Genomic DNA, 19,482 nt, shown 5'->3' on the forward strand with positions numbered 1-19,482 from the left:
TATAAGATTACCATGATTTAGGAGAGATAGGTGCTTTTCACCAAACAATCTTAGGATATGACACAGGCATAAACGATAAGACAAAATTAGCGTCTTATCTGTCTATTGGCCCTGTTGTAGCTCAGCCGTAAGGGTAAAAGGTATTCGTAAATAGTCGTATTTAATCGTTACCTTTTTGATGTCGGATGCTTTGACTTGAACAGCATAATGCTGCGGTTGCTTACCAATTGCTTGTTGATCTATGTATGAACGAGGTAAAATTTTAACTTGCGTTAATTTATGAAAAGACATATTTGTATTTCCATCTAGCTTTGTTTCGATCTCGAATGGTTCCGACTTACTAATGACAAGCTCAGCGCTGTCAGGAAGTTTTTCATTGACAAGTAATTGCTTAAGCTTAATTTCTCGTAATCCTTTATTTTCTATCGCAATGATTTTTACCGTTTCATTGCCCTGCTTGCTTGTATAGCTTTGAATGACAAGTGGTGGATTACTCTTGAGATAAATCATAAATGCGGCGCCAACCACAAGCACACTCAGTAATAATGTAAATAGTATTTTTTTCATACGCTCCCTCTCTTTCCACTTACTCAGTATAACAAAAAACAACCTGACTTTTTAGAAGTCAAGTTGTTTTTGTAGTCGTAATTCATCTCGTATCGGAATGCCATCATTGCCGATGAGTGGGATAGAAGGCTTATAGGCTCTTGCCTTCTCGACCGCATCTCGCAGTAGTTCTATTAAAAAATAGCCTCGTTTTTGATAAAATTTTAAGGCATGTAAATTATCATTCGTTGTAATAAGAGTAATGCATGTACAACCGTGATCCAATGCTACTTGTTCTACCGCTTTTACTAGCGCTGAACCAATACCTTTGCCTTCCACTAGACTATCTAGAGAAATAATTTCACAGTCTTGCTTACGAATAATGTAAGTGACAAGACCTATCATCTCTTGCTGGTCATTTACATAAGCAAAGCCCTCTAATTGACTACAGTCATAGATCCCACTTGAAATGACCATTTCTGTCGTTCCCCAATGCTCCCTAAAAAAATGAAGCACATTTTGTTGTGGTAATTGTTGAATCGCTATTATCGTCATGTCTAAACTCCTTGTTAAATGGAAATATGAAAAACACCTGCAATGGCCTTTTGAATGCCTAAGAATACCGCCCAAGAAAGTACACCTAGACCTATGGCGAAGACAATATGAATAGAAGATTTCATCGCCATGTAAATAACAAATAGCATGCACATCGTTGCTGGCAAACCAACAATGACACCGACTGTAAAGCGCTGGATATGCTCACTCGATTCACTTTGTACCGTCAACCAAATAATACTTAAAATACTCACCAATGGTAATGCCGCAATAATCCCGCCATAGGTAGGAAATCTACGTGCCACTTCTGTCACCACACCAATAATTGCTGCAGAACTAAGAATTTTAAAGAATGTATACATTATTTCGCCACCTCACTTAGTCGTCGGAATGCCTGTAGGATGGCTTGTTGTTCCTGTTCTGTTAGCTGATGAAGTGCGCGCTTTAGCTTCTCCTCATCTAATTCTGAGTTTTTCTTCAGCACCTGTAACCCTTCTACTGTCAAGTGGAGAATAACCTTCCGTTGATCGTCACTCGCACGTTCTTTCGACACCCAGCCATGGCGCTCTAGCTTTTTGACATGCTCTGACGCTGTATTATGGGAAATATTTAGTAACCCTGCAATATCACGCACTGTTACTTCTTCTTCCTTTTGAATCATCTGTAAAATACGTACGCTTTGATGGGAAATCACATCTTCATGTGTTGTATGTAGATGATAAAAGATCGTTGTAAAATACTCATTTATGTCTGTAATCATTTTGGTAACTCCTTTAATATATCGATAAATACGATTATATCGTATAATACGATATATTAACAGTCTCCATATAAAGTTTATATTTTCAGACATTTCCCTTAAGAAAAAGTACTAACAAGAATATGCTCTTTCATTTTCATAGAATTCTAATTTTTTGCACATCTCGCTCAATACCATCGATGGCTACTTGTAGACACTGACTTTCTACAGTATTATTACTCTATTCTAAATGTAATTGAGGGCATCTTATGTTATACTTTCTCTATTTTTTAGTAGGTGGCACCATTATGGTATTAGCGCTTTTACTGAGCCAATCGAATTATTTATTTTTGTCAGGCATCATTACAGCCTTGCCGATTTTGACACTTATTAATATGGGTATGCAAATGAAAAATATGAAAGAAGATACTTTTCATACCGTCTTACAAAACACTGTATTTGGAGCGGTTGGCATGCTGTTATTTACTATGCTCGCCTTCCTCTTAACAAGCTGGTTTAAACCAGGTATTTCCGTTATGAGTGCGCTTGCTGTCTATGCCGTGTTTATGCTATCTGGCAAATTTATTTTATCAATGTTCGCCTAATAGAGAAAAGGAGCTGCCTTTTGACAGCTCCTTATTTATTGCCTAACTTTTGATAATTTTCACGCGAACACCCTGCTCAAATCTACTCATCGCATAGGCGTTCATTGTTTTTACATGGTCTGATACTTCGCTAGCCTTCCATAATCGCTGTAGATGATAGACAGTTGGGTCTATCAGTCGTACTTTATTATGAAAATGAATATCATCGTTCACTTGTTCTTCCCTTACTTCTACATTTTCATGAAGTTGTTGTAAAAGAGCTTGCACATCTTGATCATGTGATGCCCTCATTTGCCCCAGTACTTCAAGATCAGTCTTTTGGAAATCACCAAGTGTTAGAATTTGTTTTTCTAGTGATAGTTTTAACACATCTGCTAACGTACTAGTCGCATAAATATTTAAAGGATGCAGGAAAAAATCTATTACTTCTTGATAATACGTTTTCACAAACCATTCTGCACTGTCGATCGTTTTTACACATAGCTTCCCTTGAAAAACGAATACATCCTGTAAAAATCTTTGAATATCTTCTGATGAAGCATGGCCATAGCCAAACATATCTCTTAATGTATAATCCACACGATCTGCACAAAGTTCCGGTGCTGGCTGCTCAAGCAAAGGCCACCTCGTCATATCAAATAAAATTTTCTCCACATCATAACCGTATTTGTTAAGAATTTCAGGAATTGCAGATGGCTGGATGACGTCCAGCAATAAAGTATCATGATAATCTTCCTCAGCATTTTCAAGGACAACATCTATTACATGCGAAAAAGCGGTATGAGAAACATCATGCAATAGCCCTGCAATTTGTTCCTCCAGTGACCCTCCAAACTTTCTAATCAGTAGCATAACACCTATTGAATGCTCGTATCTTGTGATGTGCCATTGATTATTCACCAGATAGCCTGCTCCTGCTTGATGAATTCCTTTTAATCGTTGAATGGGCGTGGAATGAATAAGTTCCTCTAACACACCCTCAATTTCGAATTCTCCATATAGAACGTCTCTAATTAGCATTTATGTCTATCCCCTAGCACAATTCGATATCACAAAAACTCCACCACAATGTGAGATTGGGTAAAATTGCAGCTGACAATGATCCTGCAAGAAAGTTTTTAGCTCCTCATGGACAAAATAAAACTCATCATCATCCCAATAGTCTTTACTATCCAGGCGGCATTGTTCTAGCTGCGCTCTTGTTTGAAAGGCAATATCACCAATCAAAATTTTGCCATTTGGTGTTAGTTGATGTAATAATTGCGTGATATAGGTAACCTTCTGCTCATCACTAAAATGATGCAGGGCGTACGTGCTAATAATCGCATCATATTGTTTATTCATCAGCGCTGCAGGCAGGCCATTCGATAAATCCCATTCGATTAAGTTAGCTTGTGGCATTTTTGTCTGTGCAATGGTAATCATCTTAGATGAAAAATCAAAGCCATAGATAGAGTGCCCATGCTCGTATAACTTTGCTGTTAAAACACCTGTGCCAAAGCCAATATCTAATACCGTCGATGTTGGCACTTGCATGACCTCATTAAAAATTCTATTTAAAATGTCTTTATAGCCCGCAAATGGATATTGATGATTCTCTTCACTTAGTTGAACGGTTTGGTCATAGCCTTCCGCCCATAGATCAAAGCCTTGTTGATTTAGTATCATAGTGCCTCCTAAATTGAATAAATTCTCCAAGCATTGTATTGTTGACCTATCATCATCTGTGTCATAACAATTCCCCCTTTATATACCAATTCATTCAATTATAGCAATTATCTGTCTATCGAACAATTCAGAAAATAACTAACGCTTTATTACTTTTGTTTAACAACCAAAACAGACCATAGTTAAGTAATCAGTTAAGTATAATTTATTTTTCAAATCTTCTATTAGTATACTTTCGAATGAATTTACAAATTCCCTATTCTCGATAAGACTTCTACCATACATCTCTTTATTCATTCTAATCACTTCTTACAACATGTACATTCTAGTTATTATATTATAAACTTTAATCATATTTTGGTAAAACTAATAAATATAGGATAATAATGGTATAAACTCGTGGAATATTCGGAAGAAATATTTAACAGCAGCTATCTCTACTACTGTTTTAATATTTATAATTGTAGGCGCAGTTATTTTAAGTAACAAATATAAAAATACTTATGATAAATTAACCAGAATTGTTCTGGATGATACTATACCCAGTAATTACCTATTAACTTTAGAAAACATTGATATTGAAGATAACTCTGTAGGACAAGATTTTGACCTAGAAGCTATTATTGATCATCAAGAAACCACTTTATTCAATGGTTCTCAAATTATATTGGGTGGCGCTTACAATACATCCTTTATACGTTTTCAATTACAGGCAATCGAATACGATTCAATTCCTGATGTCGGATGGATTGACGAGGAATTTTCTATACAACAAATGATGCTAGACGGACAATTCTATTTACAAGTATTAGTAGAAGAAAACAGAGGTCGTTATGCGGGTAATGTTGCTTCTATAAAATTTTACTTTGATATAAAACGGGAAGTTGAATCAGGTGAAGTATGGTCAAATATTTTCAATATAAGCAAGAACAAAGAATTTAATGATGATTATGCATCATCGGAAACTACTACACCAATAGTAGATAGATGGTTAGAAACTCAAATATCTAATGATTCAAGTACCGAAGAACAAACCCTTTCAAATGATCAAGAAACAACCAGTACCGATAATTATATTAAGCATGATTCCAACATTCAAAGTGACCAAAAGTTAGAATATAAATTGGCATTAGATAAAATTGCGTTTGAGTTTGAAGAAATTTCAAACTCTGTCACAACTGTAGATGAGATGTACCAAACAACATATAAAACATACAAAAAATTTGATGATTTGTTAAATGAAATTTATGAGACTTTAATAATCAAATTATCGCAAAGTGATATGGAAAAATTACGTAAGGAGGAAAGACAGTGGATAATTGATAGAGATGCAAAGGCAGAAGAAGACACAGCCAATATGGCTAGTAGTACGATGAAAAAAATTCTGTATCAAAAATCTTTAGCGAATTCAACCAAAGAGAGATGCTATGTACTATTAGATACTTATATGAAATGATAAATAGGGATTTTGAAATAAAATCTCAATGATGGTCAACATATTAAAATGTCTTTTTTATTACTTTATGAATTGAGCATAGTCGCCATCTGTTCACGAGTAAGTTTGCCACCTGGATTCATGCTTTTGCCATCACCTGTATATATACTTATTTGACCTGAGACTTACCTTAGCCTCTTATGACATAGTTAATGGAGTAAATTCAAAACAATACAAGAGCAATTAGATCGTGGGCATGTTAAAATACCTACAGGCATTCTGGTCATTTGACTATTGTAAATCAAGCTATAGATTTGATAAAATTAACAAATACAGATGATTCACAATATTAAACTAGATAATAAAGAACGCATATAAATCAACAATCCTTAAGGGAGGGATCAAAATGATCGCATTCACTTGTAATGCATGCTCTAGAACTTCTTTTTCAGGTCAAAGAGGTCTAGATTAAGTTATACCTATAACGTAAATTGAATGATCTCTTAGGCCAAATACCTTTAAAATTAGCCTATCAAACAGGAGAGATTTCAAATGGAAAAACAAACAATTCAGCCGTTCTTAACGGTCGCAAACTATCATTTACTGGAACAGCAATTAAGTAAAATTTTACATGCCCTTACAACTACGAAAGACAATAGTGTCATTCTTGCAGTACGTGGCCTTGTCGAAACGGAAATTACTACAAAATTAGAGTTATCCACTGAGGAGACAAAGCTTGTTGAACAGCTTTTCGCCGTCACAGATCGTGCCCAGGGCGATGCCTTGTTAGAACAGTTAAAGCCTTACGTCATACCGTTCAAGCCGGTGACAGCTAGCACACTCAAAACATTGTTTAAAAAGGAAAAAAAGCTGAAGCTACCTAATTTGGATGTACTAGATTTCCAACAAATTTGTTACCTAGCATGGGATGATGCAGGGACACATCGAAAATACGTTGTACTGGAACAAGACGACAAGCTACAAGGGATTAAAGGTACATTTGCCAACAATACCGTTCGCGGTATTTGCGCCATCTGTAATCGCCATTCGGATGTTGGTTTATTTACCACTTCCATTAAAGGACAAATCGTAGGTACATTTACCAACCATAGCAATTACATTTGTGCAGATAGCCAAACATGTAACGAGCATGTCTCAGATATGAATAGGACACGCGAATTTTTCCAACGAATCACACAAAAATAAATGAGATATGGCAGAAATGTTGTGTATGCAACATTTCTGCCTTTTTGATGGCTAGCGAAATTTTACTAGTGTATTGGCATAGCTTGAATGAAAACTGATACGCTCTCCTTATGCTCAACACCTAAAACATGTAAATCGTCAAGCAGAAGGTTTCTTTCATGCCTAATAATAGTTACGGTATCTTTGTTTAGCTTTTTGATGACGCTCGGAACAATCGTCTGGTAATAAAAATTATAAAAATGACTTGTCTCGCCTAAAGTTACGTTACGATGTTCAATCATTAACTTTTCTTTCCCTGTCGGAGAGGCTATGGTGTCTATTTCAAAATCTGTTATAGCTTGAATCAATAATAGACCCCCTGCTAGGAACAAGGTTATGATTGTCAGCATGATGACTTCATATTTTCTTAGCATTCTAGCAGTCCATACTACCAGATAGAAAGAAATCAGTGTCAGTAAAATGGGGAAAACATACCCATTCGTTTCAGAAACAAAAAATAGTATCCATTCATACTCAATAGCACAATTAGGAAATCCATGACTACCACGAATAAAAAGAACAATATTTTAGGATTTTTTAGCTTTATAGTTAGCCCCCTCTTTACTTTGTAATTATATTGGACGTATTGGTTTAGCAAAGGATTCCAATAAATTCAAGAAAGAATCTGGACTAAAAAGGAACACAAAAAAGCAAAAACATTGCTTGTGCAACATCTCTGCTTTTCTTATCAACTATTCCTTATCCACGTCCTGCTTGGAAAGAAGGATATAAAGTCATTCCTCCATCAGCAAACAGCGTAATCCCTGTTACATAACTTGCTTGGGAGGAAGCGAGCCAGGCAGCAGCTGCAGCAATCTCCTCTGACTTTCCGATATACCCCATCGGAACCATACTTTCAACATCCGCACGTTTTTCGGGATCAGCAAATTTTTCAGCATTAATCGGTGTATTGATCGCACCAGGGCCAATATTATTAACACGAATTCCCTTTGGCGCATATTCCAATGCTAACGCTTGTGTCATCAGCTTAATGCCACCTTTACTAGCAGCATAGTGGACAAACAACGGCCATGGGATTACTTCGTGAACACTGGACATATTGATTACGGTCCCTTTAATATCATGTTCGACAAAATATTTAATGGCTTCTCGACTGCCTAAAAAAGCACCTGTTAAATTTGTATGGATGACTTTATCCCAATCTTTAAGCGGCATTTCATGTGAAGGGACTGGATTTTCTATCCCTGCGTTATTGATCATGACATCGAGTGTCCCAAATTCTTTTATTGCGGTCTGAACGAGGTTTATAACATCTTCTTCCACTGTCACATCACCTTGAACAGCAATTGAAGAATGTTCTTACTGATATCAATCTTTAGTTTCCTATATATATTCTAATTGGATATTTCACTTGCTCTTTAACAGGATATTCAAATTCTTCCATTGAACGATAATGTCACTTCTCATCTATTGTTTTCGAACCATCAATTTGAATTTTAATGACGAGCACGGAGCATTCGTCCGACAATATATAGCATTTGTTTTCGTGTGAAGAAACGAGACATTTGAGCAGAAATATAATTTTTAATTCCTGGAATAGCGTATACTTTTTTTGCTTGAAGCGAGCGAAGAGTCACTTGAACCACATTTTCTGGAGTGTCTCGTTTCCCCACAGATGCTTCATCTGCGCCAACAACATTGAAAAATTCTGTTTCTGTTGACCCTGGACATATCGCAAGAAATTGTACCCCACGTTTTCGATTCTCCTCCCATAGTGCTTGAGTAAATGATAAGACGAAAGCTTTAGTAGCCCCATATACAGCCATATTAGGGAGTGGTTGAAATCCAGCCGTTGAAGCTACATTAATAACAACTCCGCTTTTCCTTTTCAACATTTCTGGTAAAAATAAATGGGTAAGATTCACAACCGCCAATACATTGAGCATAACTTCTTCATGCTGTCTCGGACCAGATAGTTGTTCAAAAAGCCCATGAGTAGCGAATCCTGCATTATTAATAAGAATATCAACGCTAAGACCACGTTCCACACATTGTTGATAGAGTTTAGTTGGGGAACCTTCTTGAGATAGATCTGAAACAATAACCTGCGCTTGAATATGATGTTCTTTTTGTAATTTTTCAGCTAAAGCAACCAACTTATTTTCTGAACGAGCAACTAAAATCAAATGGCTCCCTCTTGCTGCAAATTCATGAGCAAACGCTTCCCCTATTCCTGAAGAAGCACCTGTAATCAACGTCCATTTATTTTGTGTAGATACCATTCTATCATCTCTCCCCTTTTAAAAAGAAACAGTGTTTCAATAAGAATCATCGTATACTAAATGGGTATTGATGTCAAATATAGTATTTAATATTCTTGAGGAACTGATTCATTACTAACAAATTTCTAATAAGCATGTGCAATTTGCCTACCATAACAGTAAAATAAGGTTTAGAATTGAATGAAATTTTGAAAACTAAAGTTCTAAGGATGTGAAATTACATGAACAATTCGTCAAAAATGCCTTCCATAGATGCTCATACAGTTACAACCTACCCAAAGGCCAAACTTCAACATGCCGAAATAGTGCGACTGAACATTATTGAAGCTGCTGCAGCCATTATGCAAGAATTTGGTCCCGAAGCTGTAACCATTCGCAGAGTTGCACAAAAAATGGAATGTCCCACGAAAGTTATTTATAATTTATTTGGAAGCAAAGAAGGTCTGGCGAAGGAGCTTTTTCTGGAGGGGTGTAAATTACTAGCTGCTTCATTTCAAGAAGTTCCAGAACAAGTTGATATTAAACAATATCTTCACGAACTTGGACAAGCTTATTGGGATTTCTCACAGAATTATACCAGTTACTATATGGTTATGTTTGGAGGAGCCTTTAGCGAATTCAAACCTGAAGAGGAAAGTTTATTGGCTATTGGAACGGCTTTACAACAAGTAATCACTATTATTACAAAGGCGATTGAACAAGGGATTATTACTGAGAAAGACCCTATACTAGTTGTTAATCTTGTCTGGGCATCACTACATGGCATTATTCATCTGTATCTAGGGGGGCATATTATAAATAAGGAAACTGCTAAAGCATTATATGATAGATCCGTATCAAATTTAATTCATACATTCTTTAGAAGTGACAATTAATTTAATACCCATATTTTGAAAGTGGTAATTAATTTAATGAACTAAACAAAAACCAGGTACTCACTTCACTTTTGAAAATGAGTGCCTGGTCTTCGTCAATATAACAAAAAATTAATTCCTAATAGAACTTGGTGAAAGTTATTCGGATGGAATAATAAGACGTTACCACAGTATTTTTGCTAGTGCATTAAATGACGCAGTATTTGAATTTAAAATTTTAAGAGAAAATCCTTTATCTCGGTTGAAATTACCAAGTAAAAATCGAGATAACTACATCATCATCAAATTCAATTTTTCGTTCACTAGATGTAGTTTTTGTATCAGAAACAACTTATCTCCACACGCATTAAGACATAGCCATGAAGTGCATCTTTTAGAAGCTGGTGCAGATTTAAAGTATATCTCTCGTAGGCTTGGTCATAAAACGATAAAAACAACAGCAATACCTATCTGCATATAACAAAAAAATCGAGCGCAATGCACCCGATTTATACAAGAAACACGTTAATTCGTAAACTCGTGGGAAAAATGTGGGTAAAAAGGGTTTTTGGCACATTAACTAGATACAAAAAACCCTTATAAACCAACGTTTATCGAAGGTATTTCCTACACTACATTCCATCCATGAATTGATTGGAAGGGTGTTAAAGATATTTAATTTTTAATTGTATTCACAATTATTGTTATAAAAATCGAGAGCTTTTACGTTTAGCTCCCAATTACAAAGAAAATTTCCCACCATGATAACAATAGTAAGTTTCAGCTTTAAGATTTTTAATCTTTCTTAAAGACTGTTGCGCATTATCGACATCTAGACAAAAGTTTGAATTCGCAATAATCAATTCTTGTTTTTCATTAACAGCTGCATCACCAGTAATTACACTATTCAAACTGGGGAAATACAATGAAATATGCCCTGAAGTATGCCCCATTGTTGCTATTATCCTACATTTATCATCTAAAATCATATCACCATCATGTACCTTTTCATCAACTGAAATATGCTTCAAATTCTTTAATTGCTGTATAAACCAATTACCAAAATCTACTTCGCTATTCGGCATAGACTTCAGCATTTCTTCAGCTTGAATCAATCTCTCTGACTTCATTTCACCACTAATGTATTTTGATTCAATTTCACTAGCTATAATGTTAATCCAAGGATACTTTTCTTTGAAATCATATAAGGAACCTATATGATCATCATCATAGTGAGTAATGATAATATTTTTTAAATTCTTCATTTCATATCCATTTTTTAAAATTTCATTTTCAATTAAAGTTAAAAAATTTGCATACCCTGTATCGACCAAGGTTAATTCATTATTCAATATAATTAAGCTAGGATAAATAGTATTTTTTTGTCCATTAAATTCAAATTCAATTGGTAGTTCTAATATCTTCATGTTTCTTCCTCCATAAATTATATATTCAAACACTGAACAAGCATTACTTGTTTTTAACATTACTTTATAATTATTAGTAAAGATAGATAAAGAATAGTAATGAAACATTTAATACCTAACAATACTTTTTACCCATACTGATTGGTGATTAGATATCCTATTTTAGATTTTAAAAAACAAAAAGGCTATCTGGTGTATTATTTTAATAATTCCCCAGACTAGCCCTATCAATTATTTTATTTCTTTTTTGCATAAACAATTTTTTTGATTGTTTCAACTGATAAAAAATATTTTTCAGATATTTCTTGGATGTTCATTCCATTCTCAAAGTTTTCTCGAATGTTTCGATTTCTCTGATTCAGTTGCTTTTGTATACCACTAACAGAACCCCATTTTTTTCGAGTGGTTTCTTGTATTGGAATATATAAAGTTTCCCCTTGTATATACTTTTGAACTTCTGCCAATAGCTCTTTGGGTAATACTTTTGTAGCGTTTATATAATTCAATTTTGCTCGCTCCTTATTTCGATTTAACATAAATAAGGTGCAAAGCCAAAATATTAGAAATATTATTTAGCGATTAAATATTTTTCCCCATGCAAAGTATCGCTTTTCTAATTAAAGGCTTTGCATGAGTTTGGGTTCTATTTCTTAATGAAATAGATTCATTTTTCAATTAAAACACCCCTTCCCTTTGGATAATCATATCCAAAGGGATGAAATGATGCAACTTTATTAATAACGAGTGAAGGCTGCCTATAAATTTAAGTCAAAATCGTAATGCTAATTACGCCAATATTATTAGCGAGCTTTATAAAGAAGAACAACCTCAAGCTGATGCAGTGGCAGAAGCCATGAAAAAAAATAGAAATGATTAATACAAATGGCAAAAATGTTACTTCCTTATCTAAATACGAAAAAGGAATTTTAGTAGCCATACACGATTTAAAACTCTATCTCCCCTACTGGTTAGGTTTAATTTATTTGGTACATTCTTTATCGCCATTGTATGTTGCAATACTTAAGGTTTCGATCAAGTTTAATAACTTTTATTTGCTCATGTTGATTTGGAATAAAGTTTGATTAAAAGTTTGTTGCAAACGTTGATTTTATAATAGAAGAAACCCATGCATTTTGAAAAAAGTTTGATCAAAATGAATGGGTTTTATTTAAATGCGAAGTTATTTTTATCAAACTATATTACAAATTATCGAACTTTATTTTAATTGATCAATCTTTTTTACAAACTACAACTCTTTTTTCTTCCATCATTAGGATATTAATTTATTTTTAAGAAACAATTTTTATCTCTTTACGAGCAAATTCACATGTCCAAAAACCTAAAAATGAATTTAAGCTTCTGTATATTGTCCAATCTTTCTGAATTTCTCATAGCGATCTTCAATTAATTGTTCGCCATTTAAAGAATTCAATGCTTTTAGTGTGACGCTTATACACTTTTTTATATAAAATGCTTGCTTCGCAACATTGCGGTGTGCTCCACCAGTTATTTCAGGGATTATTCCATCAATAACGTCAAGCTCTTTTAAGTCAGGTGCTGTTATACGCATTGCTTCTGCTGCTTGCTTCCCTAGGCTACCATCTCGCCATAAAATCGATGCAGCCCCTTCAGGCGAGATAACCGAATACGTTGAGTTTTCTAACATAAAGACTCGATTAGCTACACCTAATGCAATTGCACCACCACTTCCGCCTTCCCCAATAACAATACTAATAACTGGTACTGTTAGAATCGCCATTTCAGCAAGAGTTCTGGCAATGGCTTCACTTGGGCCGCGTTCCTCGGCTGCCTTACCTGGATAGGCACCTTTCGTATCAATAAAACAAATAATTGGGCGCTTAAATTTCTCAGCCTGCTTAATTAAGCGTAATGCCTTACGATATCCTTCAGGGTGTGGCATACCAAAATTCCGTCGAATATTTTCTTTAGTTGATTTTCCGCGCTGGTGTCCAACAATTGTTACAGGCTGTCCTTCAAAGAGAGCAATTCCTCCAAGAATAGCTGCATCATCACCAAATGTGCGATCTCCATGTAACTCAATAAAGTTTTCACACATAGCTTCTATATATTGTAAAGTTGTTGGTCGTTCTGGATGTCTAGCAACCTGTACACGATCCCATGGCTTCATATTGGCATAAATAGATTGTTCTAGCTGTGTTAGACGTGTTTCAAGCTTTTCGATTTCGACTGTCATGTCTACATCTGCCTTTGTAGCAATCGTTTTTATTTCATCAATTTTTTCTCGTAATTGTACTACTGGTTCTTCAAAATCTAAATTTTTAGACATGTTGCACACCGCCTTTCGTATGCATTTTTACAAGCATTGCTACTTGGTTTCGTAAATCCTTCCGATGGAAAACTGCATCAAGCTGACCATGCGCTAGTAAAAACTCTGACTTTTGGAAATCATTTGGTAGTTTTTCTCTTAATGTTTCTTCGATTACACGGCGACCAGCAAAGCCAATCAATGCTTGTGGTTCAGCAATATTAATATCTCCAACAGAAGCAAAGCTTGCTGAAACGCCACCGTATGTAGGATGCGTCATGATCGAAATAAATAATAATCCTTCTTCACTATGACGTTTTAATGCCACACTCGTTTTTACCATTTGCATTAATGATAGTATACCTTCTTGCATGCGCGCTCCACCACTAGCAGTAAAGATAATAACCGGTACACGTAATTCAATAGCTTTTTCAACGGCACGTGTGATTTTTTCTCCTACAACTGAGCCCATTGAGCCCATACGGAAATGGGAATCCATAATTGCTACAACAATTTCTTCTCCATCAAGAGTACCAAACCCAGTCAGTACAGCTTCGCTTAATCCCGTTTGTTGTTTAGCCACTGAAATTTTTTCTACATAATCAGGGAAATTTAGTGGATTACTTGTTTGTAAATGATCATCCATTGAAACAAATGAACCTTCATCTAAGAAATATGCTACGCGCTCCTGTGCAGTCATTTTGAAATGATGGTCGCATTTTGTACACACTTTATGTTTTTTTTCTAATTCCTTTGTTAACTGAATGTGACGGCATTCTGGACATTTTGTCATAAGTCCTTCTGGAAATCCCTTTTCCTGTCCGTCCTCTTTCTTTTTACTAAATAAGCTACGTATTGCCATGTTTGACTCCCCCTTTGTTGTCTAAATGAATTGTTCAGCATTCATCCACTGTTCGTAAGCTTTTAATGCTTCTTTTTCATAGCCAAGCTGCATCGATTTCAACATAGTTTGAATGATTAATTTTTCTTCTTCTGTTGAGTTTCGATTTAAACGGTCACCGGCATAAACTGCTAACTGAAACCAGACTTTTAGTGAAAGACGATTTCCTGACGTGATGATTATTTCTCGTAAAACATCCCGACAATTAATCGTACTTTCTATCTCTAGCTTTACAAAAAAACTGCCCCACACTGGTAGTGTTCGCAGAGTCTCTGTACAACTTATAACGCGAATGGCTTCCTTTTCATGAATTTATCGCGTTAATTCGACATCCTTTTTGATTTTTCATCTTCTAATATAAACATCGACAATATTTCTACGAGCTGATGCTTTTGTAGAAGCTAGAAACGTACCTTCCCCATGTCTCGTTTCAATAAGACCTAATAACTCTAAACTTCGCAATGCCTCTCTCACAGAGGATCGCCCGACACCTAGACGTTCTGAAAGGACTCTTTCGGAAGGTAACTTTTCACCAGCCTGTATTTTTTCTATTTTAATAAGTTGTCGTAATTGTTGGACGATATCTAAAAACACTTTCGTTTGTTCGGTTTTTTTATCCATACGATCAACTCCTCGGTCAATCTATTCGCCTTGGCATAATTATTGCTGTCGCTTTCCTTTCGCGCAGATAAACAATGCATCCAAAGGCTTTATCTTCATTCAATAGGTGTTTGGATACCTACTAAAAAGAAACAAAATCCACCACCTTCAGATGATGGCGTCTCTTACTGAATGAATCCAAAAGTGGTCTGGCCACTTTTGAAGTTGGCTTTATCTTACAAAATAATTATTTGAAAGTAAAGAAAAAACTGCATAAAAATTTATGCAGTTTCTAAAATTCCCTTCAATTTCATATTCTTTTCGTCGTTTGTGCATATTTTATTTTCACTTGAGGTCTACCAAAGCGCTTTTCAAGCGTTTTCTCAATGTAAAGCAATTCATCTTCTAGTAAAAGCTCTTGAACAAGATGAAAAACTTGCGGGAATAAGGTTACAGAAACCGTTCCAAACTCATCCTGAAGCATGTAAACGGCGACCTACAAGGAAAGCACGTACCTGGCATCGTCCGGACGTGGCCCACTGAGCCAATACCCAGGGTTATTAATCGTAACTTTTTTATAATCGTCGCGACTTTATTTTAAACTTCGTATCTTTTTTATAAACATCGCAACTTTATTTCAAAGCTTTATTTCAAAGCTACAGCTCACTCGATGACTGATGAGCGTAACTGTACGTAAATTGACAAATTTTAATAAAAATGAAGATTTTATTAAAATGCCTAGCTTTTTTTAATAGAAAACAACCCTATAAAGTAAGATATTTATCCATTTAAGTACTATATAACTATACATCTCGGAACAAAACTAATTTCCGAAACAGTACTATTATCCTACATATACACACTTTGAATAATTATTAATATATTGCTATCATACTAATTGCTATACAAATCACTAAAAGGAGACTAGTTATATGAATACTAAATTCACAAAAAGTAAAAAGGGAATAAGTGCTGCCCTATTAGCAGCTGCATTAATGGGTACTGCAATGGTACCCAATGCATATGCCCATGGATTTGTTGAAAAGCCTGCTAGCCGTGCTGCTTTATGTAGCCAAAATTATGGAGCACTTAACTTAATGTGTGGAAATATAATGTATGAGCCACAAAGTTTAGAGGCACCTAAAGGGTTTCCACAAAATGGACCGGCTGATGGTAAAATTGCTTCTGCAGGTGGCCTGTTTGGTGGCATACTTGATCAACAAACTTCAAATCGCTGGTTTAAGAATACGATTACAGGAGGATTAAATACCTTTACATGGAAATATACTGCGCCACATTTAACAAGCAAATGGCATTATTATATGACAAAAAGTGCTTGGAATCCAAATAAACCATTAACCCGCGCTGATCTTGAGTTAATTGGAACTGTTGAACATAATGGTTCTGCCGCATCGAATAATTTAACGCATACAATTAACGTCCCAACAGATCGTAGTGGCTATCACATTATACTAGCTGTTTGGGATGTAGCTGATACTTCAAATGCGTTCTATAGTGTAATTGATGTTAATTTGATTAATAATGGAAATGTAGATTTAGAAGCACCAACACAGCCAAATGGATTACATACAACAAAAATTAGTGCTAACAGTGCCGAGCTAAAATGGAATCCTTCTACAGACAATGTGCTTGTAAAAGAATATCAGGTATTACGTGATAATAAAGTAGTTGGAGTAGTTCCAGGAACAACATTCACAGATAAAAATTTAAAAGCGAGTACAAAATATACATATACGGTAAAGGCCGTGGATGCAGCTGGAAATGTTTCTAATGAAAGTGAGTCTGTAGTTGTAGAGACAATGAATGCTGTTCCAGATTCAGAAGCACCAACGCAACCAACTGCACTACACACAATGGGAGCAACATCTTCAAGTGTAGACTTAATGTGGAGTGCATCAGAGGATAATGTAGGAGTCGACCATTATGTAATATACCAAGGGACACAAGTAGAACAAATGACTGTTGTTGGAACATCGAAAATGACATCATTTATGGACATGAATCTTCAATCAAACACAACATATTTGTATGCAGTAACTGCCGTGGATGCAGCTGGAAATGAATCTATTAAAAGTTCAATTTTAACTGTGACTACAAAAGACCAGGGAGCGTCTTATGAGCAATGGAGTCCATTTAAGGGGTACACAAAAGGTGATAAAGTAGAATACCAAGGTAAGAATTATGAAGCTGTTCAAAGCTATCAAGGCTACGGAGATCCAAATTGGATAACTGCATTGTCTTTATGGAAAGAAATTAAATAAAAAGTAAAGTTCATGTATGAGTCGATAACCATTATAAGAACCTTATAATTGAAAAACGACGCTAGTTTTGTTATTTAGAAGTTAAATAAATTCTAATAAAAGCAGCTTTCATATAAGCTGCTTTTATTAATGGTTTCTCGCAAGGCAACATACCTTTTTAGCACCTTAAAATTCAAAATTATCCTTTTACAGTTAATTCAAATGGCCCCGTTCGTTTAAGTCGAAAAAGCTCTACTCCACACTAGAAGTAAAGCGCCCATTTGTCTAATAAGAAAACATTATTTTCTTACAATCGGTATATAAATATCAAAATGCGGATCATTCGAATCACGGTTAACTGGATAATGCTCATGTTTAATCGGCATATAAGGATCATAGTAATCTACACCAGCTTCTTTAAAGGCAGTATAGTCACTATCAAATAACCATTCATGTAAATCAGTATAGGTCTTTTGTATATCTTCTCCTTTGTTATGTGTCGTTTTCACATAAGTCCATTCTGGAACCCTTATTTCAATCATCCCATCCGGAATTCCCTGCTGCTCACTCACTTCATACACTGCATAATGAGCAAATCCATTCTCAATTACATGATAAGATAACCCCAATAAAACATTGGTATTCACCTTATTCTCCAGTTCATCGGCACGGTCTTCAACTTGTTGGATTACGTTTTGTAAATTCGGGACAATTTCAGAGAAAGTTCCCTCCCATTTCAATCCTACTGCCCGATAGGTTGGTAAAGTTATAATTTTGTAACTCAATTAATTTCCTCCCTTTCCCTAAGCGTGAGATCTAATTTTCTTATAAAGAGTTGCTCGGCATCTGAATCGATTGTTGAAAATACGTTAAACAACAAAATAGTATCAACCTATATTTTAACTTTTAATAAAGCACTCTGCTATCTTGCGCTTTATGATTATTTTAATTGTTGATCGTGGTAACGTTTTAGCATGGTTGCCATCTGCTCTCGAGTTAATGCACCTTTTGGATTCAGGCTTTTGCCATCCCCTTTGATGATGCCCTCTTCAACGGCCCATTCCCAATCATCTTGATGTGTTGTTGCTACCGCCATATTTGATTTTAATTCTGCTTTTCCAGCTAATAACGCTTTGATTTCTGCAAGTTCCTGTTTTAGCTGATTATTTTCATTTTTTAATTCTTCATATTGTGCCAATGTTAATGCCTCTTTATGGTCATTGTCTGTAAACCAAGTTAAAGGTTTATGACCGTTTAAAAAATTTAGATCCACTTCTCCCTTAATACCTTGTACGGTACCTTTATCAGTGTATTGCCAAACATCACATACAAAATCGGGTTTTTTGCCTGGACTGCTTGTACCACTGTAACGTGGTATCCATAGAAAATCATAATTTTTAATAGTATCCATCTGATAAGGCTTGTAAAAATGGTGACCTGTATATAATCCTACTTTTACACCCTTACTTTTTAAATAATCAACAAATGCCTGTGTACCTTGTACAATGTTTTGGATACTAGCACCAAAACTTTCTTCCACATCAACAACATAAAACAGTGGATTATGACATTTTGCCCTGTTATAGAAGTCTTTTGCTTGTGCCAAAGCTTCTGCTTCATTTTTATAAGTTACATAAATATAAACGCCAAATGGTATCTTATACTTGTTACAACCTTCTATATTTTGAACATATTTACGATCAATGGTGCTTGTACCATATTGAGTGCGGATAATAGCTAAGTCCACATCTTTACTTGCTTCAGACCAATCTATATCTCCTTGATGGTGCGAAATATCAATTATTTTATTCATTTCAATTCTCCTTCCATTTTAGCTGCCTTTAGTAAATCCAATGTACCTTATCTGGGAGTCAGATGATAAAATCATCCATCAACATGCCATACACTGGATAATCAAATAAAGGGCAAAATACTAAACTACTAACAATCCCCATCACTACCGATTTAAGTACATTAGCAGCGCTTTTTCTTAACACTTATTTCCACAGTCTCATCGTAATTTTAGAACTAAAATTTATCAATAGAATTTGGTTAAAGTAAAGAATTCTTAACCTTCCAAGGAGTTCCTGTTTTAATAGACAAAAAAGACCCCTGA

21 protein-coding genes and 2 pseudogenes are annotated in these 19,482 nt (G+C 35.2%); 6 read left to right on the forward strand and 17 right to left on the reverse strand.

The window, feature by feature from the left end; translation table 11 throughout:
- Positions 1–102 precede the first annotated feature (102 nt).
- The 4 genes from AO843_RS16490 to AO843_RS16505 are packed head-to-tail and all read right to left on the reverse strand — an operon-like array spanning position 103 to position 1,861.
- The gene (locus AO843_RS16490) at positions 103–567 is read right to left on the reverse strand and encodes a hypothetical protein (protein ID WP_054612183.1); all 465 of its coding nucleotides are present in this window, start codon (positions 565–567) and stop codon (positions 103–105) included.
- Between the two features lie 51 nt (positions 568–618).
- Positions 619–1,101, reverse strand: a complete 483-nt coding sequence (locus tag AO843_RS16495) for a GNAT family N-acetyltransferase (RefSeq protein WP_054612184.1) — start codon at positions 1,099–1,101, stop codon at positions 619–621.
- A gap of 14 nt (positions 1,102–1,115) precedes the next feature.
- Positions 1,116–1,463 (reverse strand): DUF3147 family protein, encoded by a 348-nt coding sequence (locus tag AO843_RS16500; RefSeq protein ID WP_054612185.1) that lies wholly within the window; start codon positions 1,461–1,463, stop codon positions 1,116–1,118.
- Positions 1,463–1,861, reverse strand: a complete 399-nt coding sequence (locus tag AO843_RS16505; protein WP_054612186.1) for a MarR family winged helix-turn-helix transcriptional regulator — start codon at positions 1,859–1,861, stop codon at positions 1,463–1,465. Before AO843_RS16505 ends, AO843_RS16500 begins: the two co-directional genes overlap by 1 nt.
- A 287-nt stretch (positions 1,862–2,148) precedes the next feature.
- Between AO843_RS16505 and AO843_RS16510 the strand changes: the two genes are divergently transcribed.
- The gene (locus AO843_RS16510) at positions 2,149–2,445 is read left to right on the forward strand and encodes a hypothetical protein (protein WP_082389499.1); all 297 of its coding nucleotides are present in this window, start codon (positions 2,149–2,151) and stop codon (positions 2,443–2,445) included.
- A gap of 42 nt (positions 2,446–2,487) precedes the next feature.
- Here the strand turns inward: AO843_RS16510 and AO843_RS16515 are convergent, their stop codons facing one another.
- Both AO843_RS16515 and AO843_RS16520 read right to left on the reverse strand, forming a co-directional pair.
- Positions 2,488–3,465 (reverse strand): HD domain-containing protein, encoded by a 978-nt coding sequence (locus AO843_RS16515; RefSeq protein ID WP_054612188.1) that lies wholly within the window; start codon positions 3,463–3,465, stop codon positions 2,488–2,490.
- A 6-nt stretch (positions 3,466–3,471) separates the two neighbouring features.
- On the reverse strand, positions 3,472–4,113 hold the full coding sequence (locus AO843_RS16520; RefSeq protein WP_054612189.1) for a class I SAM-dependent methyltransferase: 642 nt from the start codon (positions 4,111–4,113) through the stop codon (positions 3,472–3,474).
- A gap of 667 nt (positions 4,114–4,780) precedes the next feature.
- Here AO843_RS16520 and AO843_RS16525 point away from each other — a divergent pair.
- Entirely contained in the window at positions 4,781–5,569 is a 789-nt protein-coding gene (locus AO843_RS16525) for a lysozyme inhibitor LprI family protein (protein ID WP_054612190.1), read from the forward strand.
- Positions 5,570–6,100: 531 nt separating this feature from the next.
- Positions 6,101–6,754 (forward strand): FusB/FusC family EF-G-binding protein, encoded by a 654-nt coding sequence (locus tag AO843_RS16530; protein WP_054612191.1) that lies wholly within the window; start codon positions 6,101–6,103, stop codon positions 6,752–6,754.
- Between the two features lie 65 nt (positions 6,755–6,819).
- Here AO843_RS16530 and AO843_RS16535 read toward each other — a convergent pair whose 3' ends face one another.
- The 3 genes and pseudogenes from AO843_RS16535 to AO843_RS16545 form a co-directional block, all read right to left on the reverse strand.
- Positions 6,820–7,101, reverse strand: a complete 282-nt coding sequence (locus AO843_RS16535; protein ID WP_054612192.1) for a hypothetical protein — start codon at positions 7,099–7,101, stop codon at positions 6,820–6,822.
- Between the two features lie 391 nt (positions 7,102–7,492).
- Positions 7,493–8,104, reverse strand: a pseudogene (gene gdh, locus AO843_RS16540) (glucose 1-dehydrogenase); the annotation flags it as partial.
- 146 nt (positions 8,105–8,250) lie between these two features.
- A complete protein-coding gene (locus AO843_RS16545) occupies positions 8,251–9,036 on the reverse strand; it encodes an SDR family NAD(P)-dependent oxidoreductase (RefSeq protein WP_054612193.1) in 786 nt (261 codons plus the stop codon).
- Between the two features lie 221 nt (positions 9,037–9,257).
- Here AO843_RS16545 and AO843_RS16550 point away from each other — a divergent pair, with 221 nt between their 5' ends.
- Both AO843_RS16550 and AO843_RS25185 read left to right on the forward strand, forming a co-directional pair.
- Positions 9,258–9,911, forward strand: coding sequence for a TetR/AcrR family transcriptional regulator (locus AO843_RS16550; protein WP_054612194.1), 654 nt, complete (start codon positions 9,258–9,260; stop codon positions 9,909–9,911).
- A 364-nt stretch (positions 9,912–10,275) separates the two neighbouring features.
- The gene (locus AO843_RS25185; protein ID WP_231630182.1) at positions 10,276–10,371 is read left to right on the forward strand and encodes a hypothetical protein; all 96 of its coding nucleotides are present in this window, start codon (positions 10,276–10,278) and stop codon (positions 10,369–10,371) included.
- 259 nt (positions 10,372–10,630) lie between these two features.
- On the opposite strand, the gene AO843_RS16555 is transcribed toward AO843_RS25185, so the two are convergent.
- The 6 genes and pseudogenes from AO843_RS16555 to AO843_RS24590 all read right to left on the reverse strand — a co-directional run bounded on the left by AO843_RS16555 (position 10,631) and on the right by AO843_RS24590 (position 15,589).
- Positions 10,631–11,317: an MBL fold metallo-hydrolase gene (locus tag AO843_RS16555; protein ID WP_054612195.1), complete on the reverse strand. Its 687-nt coding sequence runs from the start codon at positions 11,315–11,317 to the stop codon at positions 10,631–10,633.
- A gap of 236 nt (positions 11,318–11,553) precedes the next feature.
- Positions 11,554–11,823 carry a CD3324 family protein gene (locus tag AO843_RS16560; protein ID WP_054612196.1) on the reverse strand — a complete coding sequence of 90 codons (270 nt, stop codon included), beginning with the start codon at positions 11,821–11,823 and terminating at the stop codon, positions 11,554–11,556.
- Positions 11,824–12,668: 845 nt separating this feature from the next.
- The gene (locus AO843_RS16565; protein WP_054612197.1) at positions 12,669–13,625 is read right to left on the reverse strand and encodes an acetyl-CoA carboxylase carboxyltransferase subunit alpha; all 957 of its coding nucleotides are present in this window, start codon (positions 13,623–13,625) and stop codon (positions 12,669–12,671) included.
- Entirely contained in the window at positions 13,618–14,466 is an 849-nt protein-coding gene (accD, locus tag AO843_RS16570; protein ID WP_054612198.1) for an acetyl-CoA carboxylase, carboxyltransferase subunit beta, read from the reverse strand. Before accD ends, AO843_RS16565 begins: the two co-directional genes overlap by 8 nt.
- A gap of 21 nt (positions 14,467–14,487) precedes the next feature.
- Positions 14,488–15,126: pseudogene (locus AO843_RS16575) on the reverse strand (FadR/GntR family transcriptional regulator).
- Between the two features lie 289 nt (positions 15,127–15,415).
- On the reverse strand, positions 15,416–15,589 hold the full coding sequence (locus tag AO843_RS24590) for a hypothetical protein (RefSeq protein WP_156313981.1): 174 nt from the start codon (positions 15,587–15,589) through the stop codon (positions 15,416–15,418).
- A gap of 448 nt (positions 15,590–16,037) precedes the next feature.
- On the opposite strand from AO843_RS24590, the gene AO843_RS16580 reads away from it, so the two are divergent.
- Positions 16,038–17,387 (forward strand): lytic polysaccharide monooxygenase, encoded by a 1,350-nt coding sequence (locus AO843_RS16580; RefSeq protein WP_054612199.1) that lies wholly within the window; start codon positions 16,038–16,040, stop codon positions 17,385–17,387.
- Positions 17,388–17,665: 278 nt separating this feature from the next.
- Here AO843_RS16580 and AO843_RS16585 read toward each other — a convergent pair whose 3' ends face one another.
- Together AO843_RS16585 and AO843_RS16590 are read right to left on the reverse strand one after the other, a co-directional pair.
- Positions 17,666–18,151 (reverse strand): GyrI-like domain-containing protein, encoded by a 486-nt coding sequence (locus tag AO843_RS16585; protein WP_054612200.1) that lies wholly within the window; start codon positions 18,149–18,151, stop codon positions 17,666–17,668.
- A gap of 155 nt (positions 18,152–18,306) precedes the next feature.
- On the reverse strand, positions 18,307–19,179 hold the full coding sequence (locus AO843_RS16590; RefSeq protein ID WP_054612201.1) for a GH25 family lysozyme: 873 nt from the start codon (positions 19,177–19,179) through the stop codon (positions 18,307–18,309).
- Between the last annotated feature and the right edge of the window lie 303 nt (positions 19,180–19,482).

This window comes from Lysinibacillus sp. ZYM-1 (assembly GCF_001308875.1).
Taxonomy (GTDB): domain Bacteria; phylum Bacillota; class Bacilli; order Bacillales_A; family Planococcaceae; genus Lysinibacillus.